We start from the raw sequence: 19,262 nt of genomic DNA, 5'->3' as shown, positions 1-19,262 counted from the left end.
ACCTCAGAAACCCAACGCCGCCAAGCACTCCCCACCTGGCTCCACACCTACAACCACCACCGCGGCCACACCGCCCTGGACGGCCAACCACCCGCCAGCCGCGTCACCAACCTGTCAGGACAGAACAGCTAGATCGCGCGGTCCTTCTCCCAGTAGGGGTCGCGCAGCAGCCGCTTGTAGAGCTTGCCGGTGGGGGTGCGCGGCAGTTCGGCGACGAAGTCGACCGACCGGGGCGCCTTGTAGCCGGCGAGGGCGGCGCGGCAGTGCGCGATGAGTTCGGCGGCGAGCGCGTCGGACGGCTCGACGCCGTCGGACGGTTCCACCGCCGCCTTGACCTGCTCACCGAACTCCTCGTCCGGCACCCCGAACACCGCGACGTCGCGGACCGCGGGATGGGTGATCAGGACGTTCTCGATCTCCGCGGGGTAGATGTTCACCCCGCCACTGATGATCATGTCGATGGCGCGGTCGGCCAGGAACAGGTAGCCGTCCTCGTCGAAGTAGCCGATGTCCCCGGTGGTGAACAGCCCGTCGGGGCGGTGCACCGAAGCCGTCTTCTCCGGGTCGTTCCAGTACTCCACGTCGTCGCCACTGACGTAGCGGAACCAGATCTGGCCGCGCTCCCCCGGCGCGACCGGCTCGCCGTCCTCACCCAGGATGTGGACCTCGCTGGTGGCCAGCGGCCGGCCCACCGTGCCGGGGCGTTCGAGCCACTCCTGGGCGGTGACCACCGTGTTGACGGCGGCCTCGGTGGAGCCGTAGTACTCGTGCACGACCGGGCCCAGCCAGTCGATCATCCGCCGCTTGATCTCCGGCGAGCACGGCGCGGCACCGTGCCAGACCGCGGCCAGGCTGGTGCCGTCGAACGCGGCCCGCACCTCGGGGTCCAACCGCAGCAGCCGGACGAACTGGGTGGGCACCAGGTGCACGTTGGTGATCGCGTACTCGTCGACCAGCCGCAGCGTCTCGGCCGCATCGAAGTGCTGCCGCATCACCACCGAGCGCCCGCCGAGCAGCAGGACGAACGAGTACAGCCACTGCGCGGAGTGGTAGACCGGCCCGACCAGCAGCGACCGGCCCCGCGCCGGGATGTGCAGGACCTCGCCCAGGACCTCGCCCAGGAACTGCATCGCGTCCAGCGGGATGCCGGCGGTCATCAGCTTGCGGGTGACGCCCTTGGGCCGCCCGGTGGTCCCGGAGGTGTAGATCATGGGGACGCCCAGCACCTGGTCGGCGGGCTCGCCGTCCGGACCGCCGCCCAGGAACCCCTCGTAGGGGGCGAATCCGTCGATCTCGCCGCCGATCGCCACCCGGGCGAGGAGGTCCCGTCCCTCGGCCGCGTCCGCGGCGACGGCGGCGAACGACGCCTCGGAGAACAGCGCCCGGGCGCCGGAGTCGGTCAGCACGTAGCCGAGTTCCTCGGCGGTCCAGTGCCAGTTGACCAGCACGTAGCGCAGCCCGATGTGCGTGGCGGCCGCCATCAGTTCGAAGTACTCGCGGCGGTTGCCGGAGTGGATCGCGATGGCGTCGCCGGTCCGCAGGCCGAGGCCGCGCAGCGCGCCGGCCAGCCGGTCGGCCCGGGAGTCGAGCTCGCGCCAGGTGAGCGCCCCCCATTCGTCCGTGACTGCGGGCTCGTCGGGGCTGGCTTCGGCGTGCGGGCGGAGCAGGACTGCCATGGCGGGGGGACCTCCGAGCGAACCGGATCATGTTCTAGAACCCGACTCTAAAATGTTGGAGGGCGTCGCGACAGTCCGGACGCGAAAACGGCTTCGGTGCGACCGCGCCGCCGCACCGAAAGCCGTTCCCCCCAGCCTAGGCCACCCCCGCCACCACGGGGGTTTCCAGCGCGCTACGACCGCGTAACGCGCTGGGGACCCCGCACGGTCCCCAGCCGGCCGATCACCGCGGCGAGTCCGCCGCCCAGCACCGCCTCGGCGGCGCCGACCAGTTGCTCCAGCCGGAACACCTCGCTGCGGTGGAACAGCGGCGCCCCGGTCCGGGCGATCAGCAGGACGAGCGTGCCGCCACCGATCGGGGCGAGCGCGTACTGGGTGCCGTCGGAGCCGGTGAACGCCCGGGCCCGCAGCGGGTGCACCTCGGGCACGTCGATGTCGGCGAAGACCCCGAGGCTGGTGTGCACCATCATCAGCGCGTCCGGGTCCTCCGGATCGCTCAGCACCAGCCCGGCCCAGTCCGCGCTGAGGATGCCCGGCACCGCGTCGGCCAGGATGGTCAGGCCGTCCTCGGGGTTGCTCGCGAGCTGGCCGACGAGCGCGGCGTCGGGGAAGGCGCCCTGCGGCTCGGCCGTGGGCCAGATCCCGATGATCTCGACGCCGGGTACGGAGGCCAGCCCCTCGCAGAGCCGGTCGATGCTCGCCCCGGTGGGCCAGGCCACGGTGAAGTCGTCGAGCGCGCGCCCGCTGTCACGTTCCAGCACGGCCATCTGCACCACGTCGGCCCCGGCCACCCCCAGGATTCGCGCCACCTTGCCCAGCGAACCGGGACGGTCAGGCAATCTGACCCTGATCCGCAACAACATCGCCACCTCCTGCCACCTGCGTCGTCTTGAGGTTGTGTTACAGACGTTTCCTTGTTGTTACCCCGCAATGTCGAGGTCGATAAGCCGCACAACGGTCACCTTCCGCCACCGAGCTGCAGGTGGGTCACGAAATGGCAAAGAAGGGCTATCGTCCAGTGATACCGGCCGTTAGGGTTACTGCACGTGTCGAGTGCCGAGGAGCTGCCCGCAGACAAGGGGTCCCACATCGGGGAACTTGCAGAGATCCGCGCGGCGCTGGCCGCCCTGACAGCGACCGTCGAACGCGACAACGAGCGCGCCGCGCACCGGGAGGCGATCATCGACCGGCTGCACGAGGAGGTCCAGGCGCTGCGCCGGGGCGAGCTCCAGGTGATGTACGAACCGGTCCGCTCCGCGCTCTTCCGGCTGCATGACATGCTCCGCCGGGAGGCCACCCGGTGGAACGGCCCGGAGCGTCCGGACCCCGCACTGGTCGCGCCGCTGCTGGCCGCGGTGACCGACGAGATCGCCGAAGCGCTGGCCCGGACCGGCATCGACCGGTTCGAGGTCACCGAGGGCGACCACTACGACGCCACGCGGCACCGGCCGGTCAGTACCCGGCCGGTCACCGACCCCGCCTGTCACGACACCGTGCTGACCGCCGGCAGCGACGGATTCGAGCGGGGCGGCCAGGTCGTGCGCAAGGCTGAGGTCGTCATCGGCCGGCTGCACGCCGACACCACGAGCACCGCGCCACAACCCGACGAAGCCCACTAGGTAGGAGACATGGCTGTCTACGGGATCGATCTGGGGACGACGTACTCCTGCATCGCCGCGATCGACGAGGTGGGACGTCCCACGGTCCTGCGCAACATCGAGGGCACCGACACCACGCCCTCGGTGGTCTATTTCGAGTCCAGCGACAACGTCGTGGTCGGGCAGGCCGCGAAGGACACCGCGGTCCTCGAACCCGACAACGTGGTGAGCCTGATCAAGCGGGACATGGGTCGCGACGTGACCCGGCCCATCCACGGGTTCGAGTACACGCCCGAGGAACTGTCGGCGTTCATCCTGCTGAAGCTGGCCACCGACGCGCGGACCGTCACCGGCGAGGACGCCCGCGACGTGGTCGTCACCGTGCCCGCCTACTTCGGGGCGGCCGAGCGCGACGCCACCCGCAAGGCCGGGCGGATCGCGGGGCTCAACGTCATCGACATCATCTCCGAGCCGATCGCCGCCGCGATCACCTACGGGGTGCTCAACCCGGAACAAGACCGCACCATCCTCGTCTACGACCTGGGCGGCGGCACGTTCGACACCACGGTCATCGCGCTGCGCGGCGGCCACATCGAGGTGGTCTGCACCGACGGCGACCACGAGCTGGGCGGCGCCGACTGGGACGCCCGCACGGTCGAGTACCTCGCCGAACGGTTCCGCGAGGAACACCCCGACGCCGGCGACCCACTCGACGACAAGCAGACCGAGCAGCAGATGCGCCGCGACGCCGAGGACGCCAAGAAGGCACTGACCACGCGCACCCAGCACACGGTGCGGGTGATGCACGACGGCCGGGTCGCGGCCGTCGAGCTGACCCGGGAGAAGTTCGAGGAACTCACCCGGGACCTGCTCGACCGCACCATCGAGATCACCGGCCGGACCCTCGCCACCGCCGCGGAGAAGGGCGTCGACGAGTACGACGACCTGGTGCTGGTGGGCGGGTCCACCAAGATGCCCGCGGTGGCCGCCCGGCTGGAGGCCGAGCTCGACCTGCCGCCCCGGTTGCAGGACCCCGACCTGGCCGTGGCCAAGGGCGCCGCGCTGTACGCGTTCGAGGAGACGTTCCGCCGGCTGATCCAGCAGGGCGCCCAGCAGCAGGCCGAGGAGATGGCGGGCCGGGCCGGGCTGTCGGCCGAGCAGCAGCGGCAGATCGCGGGCCGGCAGATCAAGACGGTGGCCTCCCGCGCCTTCGGCATCGTCGTGGTCGACCGCGAGACCGAGACCGAGCACGTCGCCCATCTGGTGCACGCCAACGAGGAACTGCCCGCCGCCCGTACCGAGGACTTCTTCACGGTCCACAACGACCAGACCGCCGCCGACGTCCGGGTGATGGAACAGGCCGGCAGCGTGGAGTCCGAGGAGCCCGCCGACAACAACGAGATCGCCACCGGGGTCGTCCGGGTCCCGGCGGGCAAGCAGGCCGGCTGGCCCATCGAGGTCACCTTCTCCCTCGACACCTCCGGCCTGCTGGAGGTCACCGCGGTCGAGAAGGAGACCGGCGACCGGCTGGAGCTGAAGGTCGACGTGGGCGGGATGTCCGAGGAGGAGGTCGAACGCTCCCGCGCCGCGCTCTCCCGCGTCCGGGTGAGCTGAGCGCGTCCCCGACGCGGTCATGAACGTCGACGAGGAGTACAAGCGGGAGGTGCTGGAACCGGCGCGGGCCGCCGGAGACCAGCCGCCGGAAGATCTGCGCGTCCGGTACCGGCTGCGCGAACCGCTCCGGGCCGCCGAGGTGACCGCCCAGGTCAAGCAGGTGCGGCAGTGCTGGCGCCGGGCCCGCGGGCAGCTGAAGTACCGCAAGTTGATCGACCGGCTGGAGGCCGAGCACCGGCAGCTCGCGCCGCTGTTCTCGGCGGCCGAGCGAGGCGACCTGGGCCCGCTGACGGCCCGGCTGCGCGGCGGGCGGGAACGCACGGAGCGCCGCCGGGCCGAGGCACGGTCCCGGCTGGTGGACGCGGCCGGCTCGCTGCGGCTGGTGGCGCCCGCCGAGGTGGCGGTGATCGCCCGCTCCGGCGGGGTGACCGGCGCGGAACTCGAGGCGCTGGCCAAGCAGGACGGCATCGAGATCCGCGAGCCCGACGCGCTGGCGACGAGCCCGCCCGCGCAGGGATACCCCAAGGCCCGCGAGTCGCTGGACGTGCTCGGCCACCGGCACCTGGCCGACTTCCTGTTCGGTCCCCGGCTCACCGGCCCGATGCGGGTGCTGGACGGTTTCGCAGCGCCGGGCGTGCGGCTGGACGCGGAGACGGTCGCGGCGGTCGCCGCCGAGTGGGCGCGCCGGCCGCGCGACACCAGCTCCACCCACGCCGGGACGGTGCTGGCGGTGCTGCGGCAGGCCGGCGAACCGGACGCGCTGATCCGCTACGACGTGGTGGAGCGGCTGCGGGAGCGGTACCGGCAGCGGGCGTCGGAGCGGGCGCTGCTCCGGCACGCGATCGAGGGCCTGGGCGTGGAACCGGGCGACGCCCGGCGGCTGGTGTTCGCGGTGCTGCGGGAGGCCGCCCCCGCAGGCGGGCTGGCCGGCCGGCTGCGCGCGCTGCTGGACGCGGGCGAGGCCCACGCGGCGGCACTGCTGGCCGAGCGGGCCGGGCTGCCGGCCGGCGAGCTCACCGGTGACGCCGGCGAGGCCCAGGTGCTGGCCGCCGAGGCCCGGCAGCGGCTGGCGGCCGCGCTGCGGTTGCGCGAGGCCGCCGAGTCCGAGGTCGACCCCGACCGGGCCTGGCAGCTGCTCACCGAGGCCCTGCACCTGGTCCGCGACCTGCCCGGCGCCGACGAACGGCTGCGCCGGCTGCCGCCCCGGCCGGTGCCCCGGCTGCGCGCGGTGCCGGACGGCCGGGGGGCCCGGCTGTCGTGGGCCGAGTCGCCGTCCACCGGCGGCGAGCTGCGCTACCTGGTGGTCCGGCGGCGCGACCGGGCGCCGCACGACCCCGCCGACGGCGACACGGTGCCGGCGGGCCGGACGGGCGCGCACGACGACCGGCCGCCGGCCAACGTCCCGCTGTTCTACGCGGTGTTCGCGCGGCGGGGCGAGGCGACCACGGCGCCCGCGACGGCGGGGCCGGTGTTCGTCCGGCCGGAGCCCGCCGCGGTCGAGCTGACCACCGGGGACGGGGTGGTGACCGGCCGCTGGCAGTGCCCGGCCGAGGCCGCCCGCGTGGTGGTGGTGCGCGACGGGGTCACGGTCCCGGCCGACCGGGAGGGGTTCCGCGACCGGGTCTCCAACGGCGTCACGCACCACTACCGGATCGCCGCGGTCTACCTCGGCCCCGACGGCCGGGAGGTGGAGACCCCCGGGGTGCGGATCTCGGCCACGCCCAACGCACCCCCCGACCCGATCTACGAGTTCCAGGTGCGGCCCGACCCGGCCGACTCCGAACAGGTCATCATCACGTTCACCCCGCCCCGCCGCGGCACCGCCGAGTTCGTGCTGCTGCGCGAGCCGCCGCCGTGGCCGCGCAGCGCGCTGCTGCCGGTGGCCGAGCTCCGGCAGGTCAGCAAGCGGCTGCCGGCCGAGCCCACGGTGCGCGGCACGGCGGTGCGCACCGGCTCCAGCGGCTGGCTGCTGGCCGTCACCGTGGCGGGCACCACCGCGGCGATCGGGGCGTGCCACCGGCACATCGACCTGCCGCCGCCGGGTGGGCTGCTCGCCGAACGGCGCGGCCCGGCCGTGCACCTGGGCTTCGACTGGCCCAAAGGGATCACCGAGGTCGAGCTGACGTACCGGATCGGGTCCGCGTCGCCCGAACGGACGGCGATCTCCCGGGCCGACTACGACGCCCAGGGCGGTCTACGGCTGCCCGCACCCGAGGACGAGCCGGTGGAGGTCTCGGTGGCGGCGGCCGGCCTGATCGGCGACGCCCGGATGACGGGCCCGGCGGTCGCGCTCACCGTCCCGGAACGGCTGCTGGTCACCTACGACGTGGCCACGGCGGGGCCGCCGTGGCGGCGGACGCTCACGGTCACCGCGGCCTCGGCCCGGCCCGTCGAGATCGGCCGGCTGGTGCTGGTACTGCGGGAGGGCCGGGTGATGCCGCAGCGCCCCGGCGACGGCGAGACGGTCGGATCGTGGACCGAAGTGAGCCTGCCGTGCGAGCTGACGGTGCCCCTGCCTCGCCGTGCCGGCCCGTACTGGCTACGCTGCTTCGCCGAGGACGAGGACATCGAACTGAGTGACCCCCCCGTCCGCCGCCTCCAGATCAAGGGATGAGGATGCGGTCGATCACCTGCCCCTACTGCTTCGCCCGAGTGCTCCGGCAGCGCATCGAGTTCCGCTGCATGGGCCGGTCCGGACGCGGCCCCGGCTGCGCCCCGGTGCTGGACAAGCCGCTGGCCGCCTACCTCGGCTCGCCCGCGGGCGCGTCGCTGCCGCCCGTCTTCGCCGCGTCCGGCACCAAGGGCCGCGCCGACTGCCCCGACTGCGGCCGGCCGACCGGGCGCCGGGTCTGCCCGGACTGCCACAACCCGCTGCCGTCGGCGTACTGCGACACCCCCGGCCGGATCGTCGCCCTGGTCGGGGCGAAGAACGCCGGTAAGAGCACCTACATCGCGGTGCTGCTGCACGAGCTGATGAACCGGGTCGGCACCGAGCTCGACACCTCCCTGGTGGCCTGCGACGACCGGACCATCGACCGGTACAAGCGCGACTTCGCCCGCCCGCTGTTCGACGAGCGCCGGCTGCTGCCGACCACCGCGAGCGCGGTCACCGCCGCCCGTGAGCCGCTGGTGTACCTGCTGACCCGGTCCCGCCGCTCGCGCTGGGGCCGGCAGGCCAACGAGTCGCTGGCGCTGGTGCTGTTCGACACCGCGGGCGAGGACCTGCGCAGCCGCGACGTGCGCGACCTGCACCTGCGCTACCTGGAGGCCGCCGACGCCATCATCTTCCTGGTCGACCCGCTGGAGCTCCCCGGGGCCCGGGCGGCGCTGCGCGAGGGCACCGAACCGGTGACGGCCGGCGACCCCGACAGCGAACCGATCAACGTCATCGCCCGGGTCACCGAGGCGCTGCGGCAACGCCGCGGGGCCGGCCCGGGCGACCGGCTGCCGGTGCCGATCGCGGTCGCCCTCACCAAGATCGACGCGCTGCGGCCCACGTTCGAACGGCAGTCGGCGCTGCACCGCACCCGCACCCGGCAGGCCGTGCTCGACCTCGACGACCGGGAAGCGGTGGACGAGCAGATCCGCTCGCTGCTGCACGGCTGGCACGCCGGGCAGCTCGACATCTACCTGCGGCAGCAGTACACCGAGTACGCGCTGTTCGGGCTGTCGGCGCTGGGCGGCATGCCGACCGAGGACCGGGTGGGCACCGGCGGGGTGCGACCCTACCGGGTCGAGGACCCGCTGCTGTGGCTGCTGCACCGGTTCGGCATGCTCGACGCGGTCCGGGGTTGACCGGCGTGGCCTGGCAGTTGCACTACACCTCGGCGCGGTCCGGGCCGACCGGGCGGGGCGGCTTCCAGTTCGTCGCGGAGACCCCCGGCCTGCCCCCGGAGACACAGGCCGCCGTGGCACCGTCCCTGACCTACCGGCCGCCGCCGGAGGCCCCGCTGTCGCCCGGTCAGGAAGAACTGGCCGCGTTCCCCGTGGCGTTCTCCTACGACCTGCTCGACGGCCGGCCGCTGCTGGTCCGGACCCGCTACCTGGGCCGCGACTACTCCGGACGGTACGGCAACTTCCTCGCCCACGCCGTGGTGGCCGAACCGGCCGAACTGGAGGGGCTGCGCCCGGCCGAGCTGTGGGAGTCCGCGCTGTGGGCCGACGCCCCCGGCGACGGGGAGCTGACCGGGCCGGTGGACCTGACACCCGGCCCGGAGTCCGACCCCGAGGCGCTGGGCGAGTGGCTGGCCGCCTCCGGGGAGGCGGCCTACGAGCTGCTGGCCCGGCTGGTCGGCGCGGTCGCCGGGGTGCTGGCGCGCGGGCACGGCCGGGTGGTGCTGATCAGCGACGAGGCCGTCGCGGTCGCCCGCTGGATCGCCGTCGTGTCGTACTCGCTGCCGCTCGCGGTGACGTCCCGGCTGTCCTTCGTGACCTATAGCGCCGACCCCGACGCGGCGCACCACCGGGTGGTGGGCACCACACCCGGGGCGTGGGCGGCCGCGCACCGCGACGCGGCGGCCGCCGCGATCGACGTCCGGCCCGGGCCGTTTCCTCCCGCGGGCCCGCCCCCCGGCCGGTTCGCCCGCACCGTGGCCGGCTGCTGGCGCGACGGCGACCTGGCCGGGCTGGACGCGCTGGGCGAGCTGGCGCTGGTCGACCCCGACACCGCGCTGGACGCCGCGCTCGACCGGGCCGCCGCGCTGCTGGCGCTCTGCCGCGACGACCCGGAGCTGACCGGGGCCGAGGAGGCGGCCGCCGCACGGCTGCTGGCCCGGCACGGTGCGGCACTGCCCGACTGGGTCTGGTACAACCTGCTGCCCGGCCTGCCCCGGATGGGCTTCGACCTGGCCCTGGCGATCTGGGCATGGGCCCGGCGAACCGGCGACACCGAGGCCGCCGACCGGTGCGGCGCGCGCTGCGCGGCACTGGGCCTGACCGACACGAGGCTGCGCGCCCAGGCCCGGGAGCGGGTGCCCCGGCTGGAGCTGTCCCCGGCCGTCCCGGCGCGGCTGCGTCCGGTCGCGGTCGAGGCGCTGCACGCCGCGGCCGACCTGACCGAGGTCGCCGAGATCGGCGCGCTGGCGGCGGAGATCGGGGTGGCCGTGCCGGCCGGGGAGATCCGGTCGGCCGCGGCCGGCCGGGCCCGCGCCGGCGCCGCCGACCTTCCCGCGGCCCTCGCCGCGCTCCCCGGCTCTGGCACCTGGACCGGGGAACTGGTCGCCGGTGCGGTCGCCGGGCTGGCCGCGGCCGACGAGGAGACCCTGGAGCGGGTGCTGACCGACGCGGCCTGCGACGCCCTGGACGCCCGGCCGGGCGTTGACTGGGCGGCGGCTCCGGCGGTGGCCCGCCGGGTGCTGGGCTCGGTGGGCCGGCGGCGCGACCGGCGGCCCGCGGTCACCGAAACGCTGCTGCGGCTCGACCGGGTCTCCCAGGTCCCCGGGGACGCCGAGACCGGCCGGGTGCTGCGCGCGGTGTGGCGGGCGGCGCCGTCCGTCGCCGAGTGCACGGCCGTGCTCGCCGCCTGCGGGGCCGGCCTCGCCCGGCATGGCTGCCTGGCCGAGCTGCCGTCCCGCGCGTTCGCCCGCCTGACCGGCCCGGAGTTGGCCGCCCCCGGAACGCTGCGGCTGGCCGAACAGGTCCGCGCCGCGCTCGACGGCCGGCCCTCCGGCGAGGACCCGGCCGTGGCGGCGGCGCGGGACGCCGCGGCCGTACTGGCCGGCGCGGCGGCGCTGGACGACCCGCGCCCCGACCGGGTGGCCCGGGAGCTGGGCACGCTGTCCGGCGTCTCCCCCGACCTGGCGGAAAGCCTGTGGACCGCCGTGGCCCGCGCGCTGGCCGCGCGGACGGCCCGGTTCCAGGCGGAACTGCTGGCGGCCGCGGACCCGCCGGTGCGCGCCCGGCTCACCCGGTACTGGCTCCGCGACCGGCCGGGCCGCGGTCTGGGCGGCCGGGGGGCGGCAGCCGAACGGCGCAACCAGCTGGTGGAGGTCGCGCTGCGGCTGCGGCTGCTCGGCGCGAGCGACCCCCGGCTGGTGGACTGGGCGCGCGACACCGCCGCCGGCCGGCTGACCTACCGGCAACTGGACGCGCACCTGCGCGACCTCCCCGAGCTGCGCGGCGCGCTCCGCGAGCTGGCGGCCGAAAGACGGGAGAGCTGAAGCGATGCCGGTCGTCCTCGTGCTGCTGCTGGCCGTCGCCTGGCTGGCCGCCATGTGGCTCGGCTTCGTCGTCGTGTTCCGGGTGCTGTTCCCGCTCGTCCTGGTGGCGGCCACGGTCGCCGCGCTGGGCCTGTACTACATGTACGCGTGGCGGACGCTGGTGCCGGGCACCTCCGACGGGCCGTCCCCGGTTCCGCGACCGGAGGTCTCCTACCGCCACTACCTGCTGCGCCAGGTCTGGCACGACTGGTGGTCCATCGCCCGGACGGCCGGGCCGCACATCTACCGGACCGCCCGGCAGGCACTGGAGCAGACCACCCGGCTGTTGCTCACCGGGGGCCGGTGGGGGTTCTTCACCTTCCCGCTGTGGCTGGCGATCTGCGCGGGCGTGGTCACCGCGGCGATCCCGGCGGCGGCGCTGGCGGTGGCGCTCACCCTGCTGTACGGGGTGGTCGCGGCGGCCGGGCTGGCCGGCTGGCTGCTGTGCGTGCTGGTCCTGGCGGCGGTGGAGCGGCTCTTCATGGCGTACGGGCGGATCCTGCAGACCTGCCCGCACCCGTTCTGCTACCAGAAGATCGCGCTGCCGGTGTACGCGTGCCCGGGGTGCGGCCTGCGACACCGCCGGCTGACGCCCAGCACCGCAGGCGCCTTCCGGCACGTGTGCCGCTGCGGTGCCCGGCTACCGACCACGATCCCGCTGGGCCGGTTCCGGCTCACCGCCTACTGCCCGCACTGCGACGGCCGGCTGCCCGCCCGGATCGGCCGGGTCCGGGTGGAGCCACTGCCGTTCGTGGGCGGCCCGGCAGCGGGCAAAACGACGTTCATGTTCCTGGCCGTCCGGGCGCTGCACGCCCGGGCCGGGGCGATGCGCGGCAGCCTGGCGTTCGTGGAGAAGGGGCACGCCCAGGCGTACGCGGCGGCGGTCCAGGAGTTCGAGCGCGGCGGCCGGCTCGCCAAGACCGGACCGGAACTGCCCCTGGCGACCATGGTCGACGTCGAACTGCCCCGGGCCGGGCACCGGATCCTCTACCTGTTCGACCCGGCCGGGGAGCACTTCACCGGGGCCACCCAGGTGGAGTCGCTGCGCTACCTCGACCACGGCGAGACCCTGCTGCTGGTCGTGGACCCGTTCGCGCTGCCCCAGGTGCGGCGGGCGCTGACCGACGACGAGCAGTACGCCGTCGACGAGGGCGCGGCCTCCTCGGAGGAGGATCCCGCCGACACGCTGCAACGGGTGCTCAACGAGCTGCGGTCGCGCCCCGACCGGGGCCGGCAGAAGCGGGTCGCGGTCGTCGTCACCAAGATCGACCTGCTGTCGCGGACCGCGGTCGGCAACGAGTTGGCCGGGCGCGCCGACGACAGCGCGGCGGTCCGCGCCTGGCTCGACCGGCTCGGCCTGGGCAACACGCTGCGCACGCTCGACCAGCTCTCCGCCCAGGTGCGGTGCTTCGGCTCGGGACTGGGCACGGAGCCGGCCGCGGTGGCCGGGCTGGTCGGCTGGGTGACCGGCCTGACGGTGGACGACGACGCCCCGGGACTCCCGGCCGAGGCCGGCTCGGCGGCGCCGGGCACCGCTCCGCTGCGCGACCCGTGGCCGGTCCGCGGGCGCGGCGCCGACCACGTCCCGGCGAGCTACCGGGCCGGCCGGTGGGCGGTGCTCGCCGGGCTGTTCCTGCTCGGCGTGGCCGCCCTCGCGATCACCGCGGGCTGGGCCGTCCAGTTGCTGCGCTGACCCGCAGGTGATCGTCCCGAACCCGGGCGGGCGAACGAGCGTCCCAAGGCACATCGGGGGCGCACGCCCTCGGGCCGGAAGGGGACGCGATGCCCGATCAGCAGATGTCCGGGAGCACCATGCTGCTGCTCGGCGGCGGGATGACCGTGGGGGTCGCCGCCGTGCTCGGACTGACCCTGGTGCTCGGCCCGGCCCACGCCCCGGTCCGGCGCGCGACCGAGCCGGCCCCCGTCGAGCAGATCTCGGCGGGGGCCGTGGCGGTCCCCGCGCTGGTGGGGCTGGACTCGATGGCGGCGACCGGGCGGCTGGCCGCCCGCCGGCTCGGGGTGGCGGACGTGATCAGGGTTCCGTCGTCGCTGCCGGCCGGCCAGGTGGTCCGCGCCTATCCCCGGGCCGGTACCCCGCTGCCGCCGGGCGGCCAGGTGACCCTGTACGTGTCGGTCGGGCCGGACGGCCCGGCCGCGAGCGCCCGGGTGACGGTGCCGTACTTCACCGGGATGGACGCGCAGCAGGCGCGCGGGGTGGCCGGGCAGCTCGGCCTGCTCGTGACGGTGCAGGGGTCGGGCACCACGGTCTCCGGCCAGTCCCCCGCCCCGGGGACGGTACTGCCGCGCGGCGGCACCGTCCGGCTCGACCTGCGCTGACCCCCCGGCTCAGCCGCCCGCCGGCCGGGGGGTCAGCGCGGCCAGGATGAACGCGGCGGCCTCCGCGGCGAGTTCCGCGGCGGGCTTGGGCCCGTTCGCGCGGTACCACAGCGGCATCTCGTTGACCATGCCGAAGACGATGAAGGTGACCGTCTCGGCCGACGCTTCGGCGGAGAAGACCCCGGCGTCCTGACCGTCCTGGATGATCTCGCGGAAGGCGACGTGGTAGCGGCGGCGCTCGGCGCGCACGGCGTGCATCCGCTGGTCGTCGAGCCGGTGCTTGTCGCGGGTGAAGACCTTGGCCTCGTCGATATGCGTCGCTGTGCTGCGGACCAGGGCTTCGACCACCTCCCGGACGGTCTCGGCCGGTGGCAGCCCGGCGGCGACGATCCGGTCGAAGTCGGCGAGCTGCCGGGTGATCAGCGCATGGTAGATCTCGAAGAGCAGGTCGACCTTGGAGTCGAAGTAGTGGTAGAGCGCCCCCTTGGTCACCTGGGCGGCGTCCACCACCTCCTGGACCGAGGCGCCGTCGAAGCCCCGCTCGGCGAACAGCCGGACCGCCGCCGCGAGGATCCGGTCCTCCACTGGATTGCGGGGCGCGGCGCTCCGCTGCCTGTGTGCCGGCACAAAGGGTCTCCTCACCATTGACTGGGACTGATCACGGCCATAGTTTGCCAGAAACCGACCAGTCGGTATGTACCGCCGCACAGGTTCGGTACCGGCGAGGAGGTCGGATGCCCACAGTAGAGGCGCCGTGCGACCCCGGCCGGCGCGGACGGGCCGATTCACCACCCCGCATCGAGGAGACACAGGATGCGCAGAACCCTCGCCATGGCCATGGCGGCCCTGATGGCCGCCGGGCTGCTCGGCGGCTCCCCGGCGGCCGCGGCCGCGAAACCGAAACCGCCAGCACCTCCCCAGAGCCCCCAGATCCCCGACGACCAGCCGCTACCGGGCTACACGTTCAACAACCCCCCGCTGACCCCGGCCGTCATCGACGGGAAGCCCACCCGAGTACTGCAGGGCGCCCACCGGCACGCCGCCTACATGATCGAAGTACCGCCGGACTGGAACGGCGAGCTCGTGCTGTGGGCACACGGATACGCCGGCAACACCCCCATCCTGTCGGTCTCCCCACCCTCGCTGCGGCAGAAGCTGCTCGACCAGGGCTACGCCTGGGCCGCGTCGTCCTTCTACGCCAACGGCTACGACATCAAGGCCGGCGTGCTGAGCACCCGCGACCTGGCACTGCACTTCGCCAGGCTGGTCAGGAAGCCCGGCCGCACCTACATCACCGGCGCCTCCATGGGCGGGCACATCGTCGGCCGCTCGATGGAGGAGTACCCGGGCTTCTACGCGGCCGGCCTGCCGATCTGCGGGGTGCTCGGCGACCAGGAACAGTTCGACTGGCTGACCGGCTACACCCTGGTCGCCCAGGCACTGGCGGGCATCCGCGCGTACCCGCCCACCGACGAGTACCAGACGGTACAAGTGCCGCAGATCAAGACGGCGCTGGGGCTCGACGACCCGGCGCTCACCGACCCCGAGGGCCGGCAACTACGGGCCATCACGGTCAACATGACCGGCGGGCCGCGCCCGGGCACCGACGGCGCATTCACCCAGTGGAAGGACTTCCTGCTGTCCCGGGCCACACCCCCGCCCGGCCCCGGCCTGGCCGAGGACCCCGCGCAGGTCGCCACCAACCTGTTCGACCGCTACACGCCCGGCAGCCCGGTGAACATCAACCGGCAGGTGCAGCGGATCGCGCCCCGCAACCTCCTCGCCCGGTACTCGCCGAAACTGACCGAGATCCCGCGGATCACCGGCCGGCCCAGCGGCCCGGTGCTCAGCCTGCACAACCTCGGCGACCTGTTCGTGCCGTTCTCGATGGAGCAGTTCTACCTCCAGGACGCCAAGCGTGCCCGCCGCTCGCACCTGGTGGTACAGCGGGCGATCCGCGCCTCCGGGCACTGCGAGTTCACCCCGACCGAACTCGGCACCGCCTGGGACGACCTGGTCCGGTGGACGACCACCGGGAAGCGCCCCGCCGGTGACGACGTGCTGCGGCCGGGAGCCGCGGACTTCGGCTGCAAGTTCAGCGACCGGGCCGCCTACGACGCCGGCACCGGCAGCCGCCGGCAGTACCCGGCCTGCCCGTAGAGCTGGAAAGATCTCCGGCGGGTGCCCGCTCCCGGGGGCGCCCGCCGGAGGTGCGCAGATGACCGACCGTCCGATCCGCTGGGGCGTGCTCGGCACGGGCCAGATCGCCCGGATCTTCACCGAGGACCTGCTACGGCTGCCCGGCCACGAGGTGACGGCCGTGGGGTCCCGCTCCCCCACCACCGCCGCCGCGTTCGCCGACCGGTACGGGATCGCCACCGCCCACGGCTCCTGGGCCGACCTGGCCGCCGACGACCGGATCGACGTGGTGTACGTGGCGACACCGCACAGCGCGCACCGCGCCGCGGCGCTGCACTGCCTGGCGGCGGGCCGGAACGTGCTGGTGGAGAAGCCGTTCGCCACCAACGCCGCCGATGCCGCCGACATCATCGCGCTGGCCCGCGACCGGGGCCTGTTCGCCATGGAGGCGATGTGGACCCGGTTCAACCCGCTGATCCGGCAACTGCGCGCGCTGGTCGCCGAGGGCGCGATCGGCCGGATCGAGGCCGTGTACGCCGACTTCTCCTTCGCCGCCGCCTTCGACCCCGAGCACCGGCTCTGGTCACCCGGTCTGGCCGGCGGCGCCCTGCTGGACATCGGCGTCTACCCGTTGTCGCTCGCCTGGATGCTGCTGGGTGAACCCGTCTCCGTCCAGGCCACCGCGGCCCACGCCCCCACCGGAGTGGACGCCAACACCGGCATCCTGCTGGGTTACGCCTCGGGTGCGGTCGCCCTGCTGCACTGCGGCCTGCGGGCCGAGTCCCCGCAGACCGCCACCGTGGTCGGCACGGCGGGCCGGCTGGAACTGCCCGCCCCCTTCTACAACCCCGCCGCCCTGGTACTGCACCGGCCGGGAACGCCCACCGAGACGTTCCGGTGCGCGTTCGAGGGCCACGGCTACACCTTCCAGGCCGAAGAGGTCGCCGCCCGGCTGCGCGAAGGCGCCCTGGAATCACCCCTGATGCCCCTGGACGAGACGCACGCCATCCTGCGCACCCTCGACGCCATCGCCGCCCGGCTCGCCCCGCCGGCCTGACCGCCGCTCAGTCGACGGTGAGCACGACCTTGCCCCGGGCGCGCCCCGTGCGGCTGTACCGCCAGGCCTCGGCCGCGTCCGCCAGCGGCAACACCCGGTCCACGGGCACGTCGAGCCGGCCGGCGTCGGCCAGGTCCGCGAGCACGGTGAGATCCACCGAATCCGGACGCACCCATACGTAATGGCCGCCCTTGGCGACCGCCTCCGGATCGGCGATGGACGCCACCCGGTCACGCCGCCGCAGCAGTTCCTGCGAAAGGTCCACCACACCACCGCCGACGAAGTCCAGCGCCGCGTCCACCCCCTCGGGGGCCAACTCCCGCACCCGCTCGGCGAGCCCGTCCCCGTAGGCGACCGGCTCGGCACCCAGCTCGCGCAGGAACCCGTGGTTGCGCTCGCTCGCGGTACCGATCACCCGGGCGCCCCGGGCCACCGCGAGCTGCACGCCCAGCGAACCCACCCCGCCCGCCGCGGCGTGGACCAGCACCGTCTCCCCCGCGGCGACCCCGACCCGCTCCAGCGACTGGTAGGCCGTCAGGCCGGCCAGCGGCAACCCCGCCGCCTGCTCCCAGCTCAGCGCGGCCGGCCTGCGGGCCAGCAGCCGCACGGACGCGGCCACGCGTTCGGCGTAGGCACCGAGCTGGACGGTGTCCTTGCGGATGTAGCCCATCACCTCGTCCCCGACCGAGAACTCCTCGACGTCCAGCCCGACCTGCTCGACCACCCCGGCCACGTCCCAGCCCGGGACCAGCGGGAAGCGCACCTCCAGCAGCGCGTCGAGCAGGCCCTCCGCGATCTTCCAGTCCACCGGATTGACCCCGGCGGCCCGCACCCGGACCAGGACCTCGCCGGGCGCCACCTTCGGCTCGGGGAACTCCGCCGGCTCCAGATCGTCCGGCCCGCCGTACTCCGACAACGTGATCGCTCTCATACTCTGGGCAACCGGGGCGGCGGCGGGCGCATTCCGTGCCGCGCCGGAGCGGCTCAGCCGGTGCCCACCGAGTAAACGCGCAGCAACCTGTCCGGAGTGGCGTACACCTCGCGCCAGCCGGCCTCGGGGCGGGGCGGCTTCCCCCAGATGTCTTCGGTGGTCAGCCGGCAGAACCCGCACAGCGCGCCGCGGTCGGTGTCGTAGAAGACCACCAGGTCACCCGGTGCCGGCCGCGCCCCTCCGATGAGGGCGGCGGTGGGCTTGGCCTGCCACGCGACCCCGCCGAACGGGCCCCGGCGGTAGATCTCCAGCAGCCGCACGGTGTGCCGCCCGGACCACACGCGCGGAACGCCGTCCCCGTGCTCGGACATCCACGTCCGGAACGCCGCGAGCTGGGTCGCTCCCCCGGCCCGGGTGCCGGACTCGGCCCACCAGCTGCGCACCGCGGGTCCCGCGGTGACGGCGCCCAGCAGCAGCACCAGCACGGCCGGCAGCGCCGTCGCCACCGTCGCCGCCCGCCGGGAGAGCCGGTCGGCCGCCTCGCGGGCGGCCAGCCAGACCAGCCCCACGCCGCCCAGCGCGAACGCCGGGAAGATCGGAAACCAGTAACGCATCAGCTGCAACCGGAGCTTGGGCGCGGCCGGGTCCAGCACCCCGCCCAGCAGTACCAGCGGCACCCACAGCGCCAGGAACCAGGCCGCGGGAAGGGCCAGTTCCCGCCAGCGCGGCGCCCGCCGCCACAGCAGCGCCGCCAGCGCGCCGCCCAGCAGGGTGAACACGATCAGCAGCACCAGCCGGCCGCTCCCGGCATGCTCGGCCAGCACGTCCGGCAGCCGCAGCACGTACACCGATCTGGGCTTGTCGCGGTAGGTGGCGGCGATCGCCGGCGGCGAGGGGGCCTGCCCGTGGCCGGTGATGGAGTGCACCCGGGCCAGCGGGTTGCCGTACAGCACCTGGCAGAGCAGCGCCTCCAGGAGACCGGCCAGCGCCACCGGCCAGGCCACCTGGAGCAGCCCGCGCCGGCGGACCCGCGGATAGATCAGGAGAGGCACCAGCGGCCAGAGGAACACCGTGAACTCGCGGACCAGATACGACCAGCCCAGCAGCGCGCCGAGCCCCGCCAGCGTCCACCAGCGGACCGGCACTCTCCCCTGTCTGATCGCCACCGCCAGGGCCAGGGCCAGAGTGATCAGGGCCGCCGCCGGAACGTCCGGCAGCGGGTCGGACGACTCGATGAACAGCGGTGGCGCCGCCACCACCACGATCGCCGCGACGACGCCGACCCACCGGGAGAACAGCAGGGCGCCCAGGGTGTAGGTGCCCAGCAGCAGCCCGAGGGAGCCCAGGAGCGCGACCGAGTAGTAGGCCGCCTGCGAGTAGCCGAACAGGGCGATCGACAGGCGTAGCGGGATCACCAGGCCGAACCGGGTGATCTGGTGCGTCAGGGCGCTGTTCAGCGGGTCGGGGAACTGCGCGGCCGTCCGCATGTAGTTGATCTGGTCGGAGGGGAACGGCTGGCGCAGATGCATGACCAGGACCACCAGCCACCCTGTCGCCAGCAGCAGGGGGACGAGCAGACCCGGGCTCCGCAGGCGGGCGCTGGACATGCCGGACAACTTGGCAGCGCCCTAATCATTGATCGGTGAAGCCGCGGTGACGTGAAGGTGAACTCCCCCGGACATTTCGGAAGCGCTCCACCCCACGCCTTTACAT

At 74.2% G+C, this 19,262-nt stretch carries 14 protein-coding genes and 1 pseudogene; 10 read left to right on the top strand and 5 right to left on the bottom strand.

The window, feature by feature from the left end; translation table 11 throughout:
- Positions 1-132, top strand: a pseudogene (locus DPM19_RS29540) (integrase core domain-containing protein); the annotation flags it as partial.
- Here DPM19_RS29540 and DPM19_RS29535 read toward each other — a convergent pair.
- Entirely contained in the window at positions 129-1,676 is a 1,548-nt protein-coding gene (locus DPM19_RS29535; RefSeq protein WP_111871328.1) for an AMP-binding protein, read from the bottom strand. The pseudogene DPM19_RS29540 and the gene DPM19_RS29535 sit on opposite strands and share 4 nt — an antisense overlap.
- A gap of 173 nt (positions 1,677-1,849) precedes the next feature.
- On the bottom strand, positions 1,850-2,485 hold the full coding sequence (locus DPM19_RS29530) for an ACT domain-containing protein (protein WP_233510915.1): 636 nt from the start codon (positions 2,483-2,485) through the stop codon (positions 1,850-1,852).
- Between the two features lie 237 nt (positions 2,486-2,722).
- Between DPM19_RS29530 and grpE the strand changes: the two genes are divergently transcribed.
- From grpE to DPM19_RS29495, 7 genes are all read left to right on the top strand, one after another.
- On the top strand, positions 2,723-3,295 hold the full coding sequence (grpE, locus tag DPM19_RS29525) for a nucleotide exchange factor GrpE (protein ID WP_233510913.1): 573 nt from the start codon (positions 2,723-2,725) through the stop codon (positions 3,293-3,295).
- A gap of 9 nt (positions 3,296-3,304) precedes the next feature.
- Positions 3,305-4,888, top strand: coding sequence for an Hsp70 family protein (locus tag DPM19_RS29520; protein WP_111871325.1), 1,584 nt, complete (start codon positions 3,305-3,307; stop codon positions 4,886-4,888).
- Positions 4,889-4,907: 19 nt separating this feature from the next.
- Positions 4,908-7,502 (top strand): hypothetical protein, encoded by a 2,595-nt coding sequence (locus DPM19_RS29515; RefSeq protein WP_111871324.1) that lies wholly within the window; start codon positions 4,908-4,910, stop codon positions 7,500-7,502.
- 2 nt (positions 7,503-7,504) lie between these two features.
- The gene (locus tag DPM19_RS29510; RefSeq protein ID WP_111871323.1) at positions 7,505-8,683 is read left to right on the top strand and encodes a TRAFAC clade GTPase domain-containing protein; all 1,179 of its coding nucleotides are present in this window, start codon (positions 7,505-7,507) and stop codon (positions 8,681-8,683) included.
- Positions 8,684-8,688: 5 nt separating this feature from the next.
- A complete protein-coding gene (locus DPM19_RS29505) occupies positions 8,689-11,046 on the top strand; it encodes a GAP1-N2 domain-containing protein (protein WP_111871322.1) in 2,358 nt (785 codons plus the stop codon).
- 4 nt (positions 11,047-11,050) lie between these two features.
- Positions 11,051-12,778 carry a TRAFAC clade GTPase domain-containing protein gene (locus DPM19_RS29500; protein ID WP_111871321.1) on the top strand — a complete coding sequence of 576 codons (1,728 nt, stop codon included), beginning with the start codon at positions 11,051-11,053 and terminating at the stop codon, positions 12,776-12,778.
- An 89-nt stretch (positions 12,779-12,867) separates the two neighbouring features.
- Positions 12,868-13,422 (top strand): PASTA domain-containing protein, encoded by a 555-nt coding sequence (locus tag DPM19_RS29495; protein WP_111871320.1) that lies wholly within the window; start codon positions 12,868-12,870, stop codon positions 13,420-13,422.
- 9 nt (positions 13,423-13,431) lie between these two features.
- Here the strand turns inward: DPM19_RS29495 and DPM19_RS29490 are convergent, their stop codons facing one another.
- Positions 13,432-14,049, bottom strand: coding sequence for a TetR/AcrR family transcriptional regulator (locus tag DPM19_RS29490; RefSeq protein WP_233510911.1), 618 nt, complete (start codon positions 14,047-14,049; stop codon positions 13,432-13,434).
- Positions 14,050-14,235: 186 nt separating this feature from the next.
- Here DPM19_RS29490 and DPM19_RS29485 point away from each other — a divergent pair, with 186 nt between their 5' ends.
- Together DPM19_RS29485 and DPM19_RS29480 are read left to right on the top strand one after the other, a co-directional pair.
- Entirely contained in the window at positions 14,236-15,582 is a 1,347-nt protein-coding gene (locus DPM19_RS29485) for an alpha/beta hydrolase family protein (RefSeq protein WP_111871318.1), read from the top strand.
- 58 nt (positions 15,583-15,640) lie between these two features.
- Positions 15,641-16,618 (top strand): Gfo/Idh/MocA family protein, encoded by a 978-nt coding sequence (locus tag DPM19_RS29480; protein ID WP_111871317.1) that lies wholly within the window; start codon positions 15,641-15,643, stop codon positions 16,616-16,618.
- Between the two features lie 7 nt (positions 16,619-16,625).
- Here DPM19_RS29480 and DPM19_RS29475 read toward each other — a convergent pair whose 3' ends face one another.
- A complete protein-coding gene (locus DPM19_RS29475) occupies positions 16,626-17,549 on the bottom strand; it encodes an NADP-dependent oxidoreductase (protein WP_111871316.1) in 924 nt (307 codons plus the stop codon).
- 53 nt (positions 17,550-17,602) lie between these two features.
- The gene (locus tag DPM19_RS29470) at positions 17,603-19,156 is read right to left on the bottom strand and encodes a glycosyltransferase family 39 protein (protein ID WP_111871315.1); all 1,554 of its coding nucleotides are present in this window, start codon (positions 19,154-19,156) and stop codon (positions 17,603-17,605) included.
- Positions 19,157-19,262: the final 106 nt, after the last annotated feature.

The sequence above is a fragment of the Actinomadura craniellae genome, assembly GCF_003289645.1.
GTDB classification, from domain to species: Bacteria; Actinomycetota; Actinomycetes; order Streptosporangiales; family Streptosporangiaceae; genus Actinomadura_D; species Actinomadura_D craniellae.
Note: the sequence above shows the minus strand (reverse complement) of the source record. Positions and strands in the feature narration are given on the sequence as shown.

Coding starts and splice junctions, on each gene's coding strand:
- DPM19_RS29515 (WP_111871324.1), top strand. CDS start 4,908: ATGAACGTCGACGAGGAGTACAAGCGGGAGGTGCTGGAACCGGCGCGG.
- DPM19_RS29510 (WP_111871323.1), top strand. CDS start 7,505: ATGCGGTCGATCACCTGCCCCTACTGCTTCGCCCGAGTGCTCCGGCAG.
- DPM19_RS29495 (WP_111871320.1), top strand. CDS start 12,868: ATGCCCGATCAGCAGATGTCCGGGAGCACCATGCTGCTGCTCGGCGGC.
- DPM19_RS29535 (WP_111871328.1), bottom strand. CDS start 1,676: ATGGCAGTCCTGCTCCGCCCGCACGCCGAAGCCAGCCCCGACGAGCCC.
- DPM19_RS29485 (WP_111871318.1), top strand. CDS start 14,236: ATGCGCAGAACCCTCGCCATGGCCATGGCGGCCCTGATGGCCGCCGGG.
- DPM19_RS29500 (WP_111871321.1), top strand. CDS start 11,051: ATGCCGGTCGTCCTCGTGCTGCTGCTGGCCGTCGCCTGGCTGGCCGCC.
- DPM19_RS29470 (WP_111871315.1), bottom strand. CDS start 19,156: ATGTCCAGCGCCCGCCTGCGGAGCCCGGGTCTGCTCGTCCCCCTGCTG.
- DPM19_RS29520 (WP_111871325.1), top strand. CDS start 3,305: ATGGCTGTCTACGGGATCGATCTGGGGACGACGTACTCCTGCATCGCC.
- DPM19_RS29480 (WP_111871317.1), top strand. CDS start 15,641: ATGACCGACCGTCCGATCCGCTGGGGCGTGCTCGGCACGGGCCAGATC.
- DPM19_RS29475 (WP_111871316.1), bottom strand. CDS start 17,549: ATGAGAGCGATCACGTTGTCGGAGTACGGCGGGCCGGACGATCTGGAG.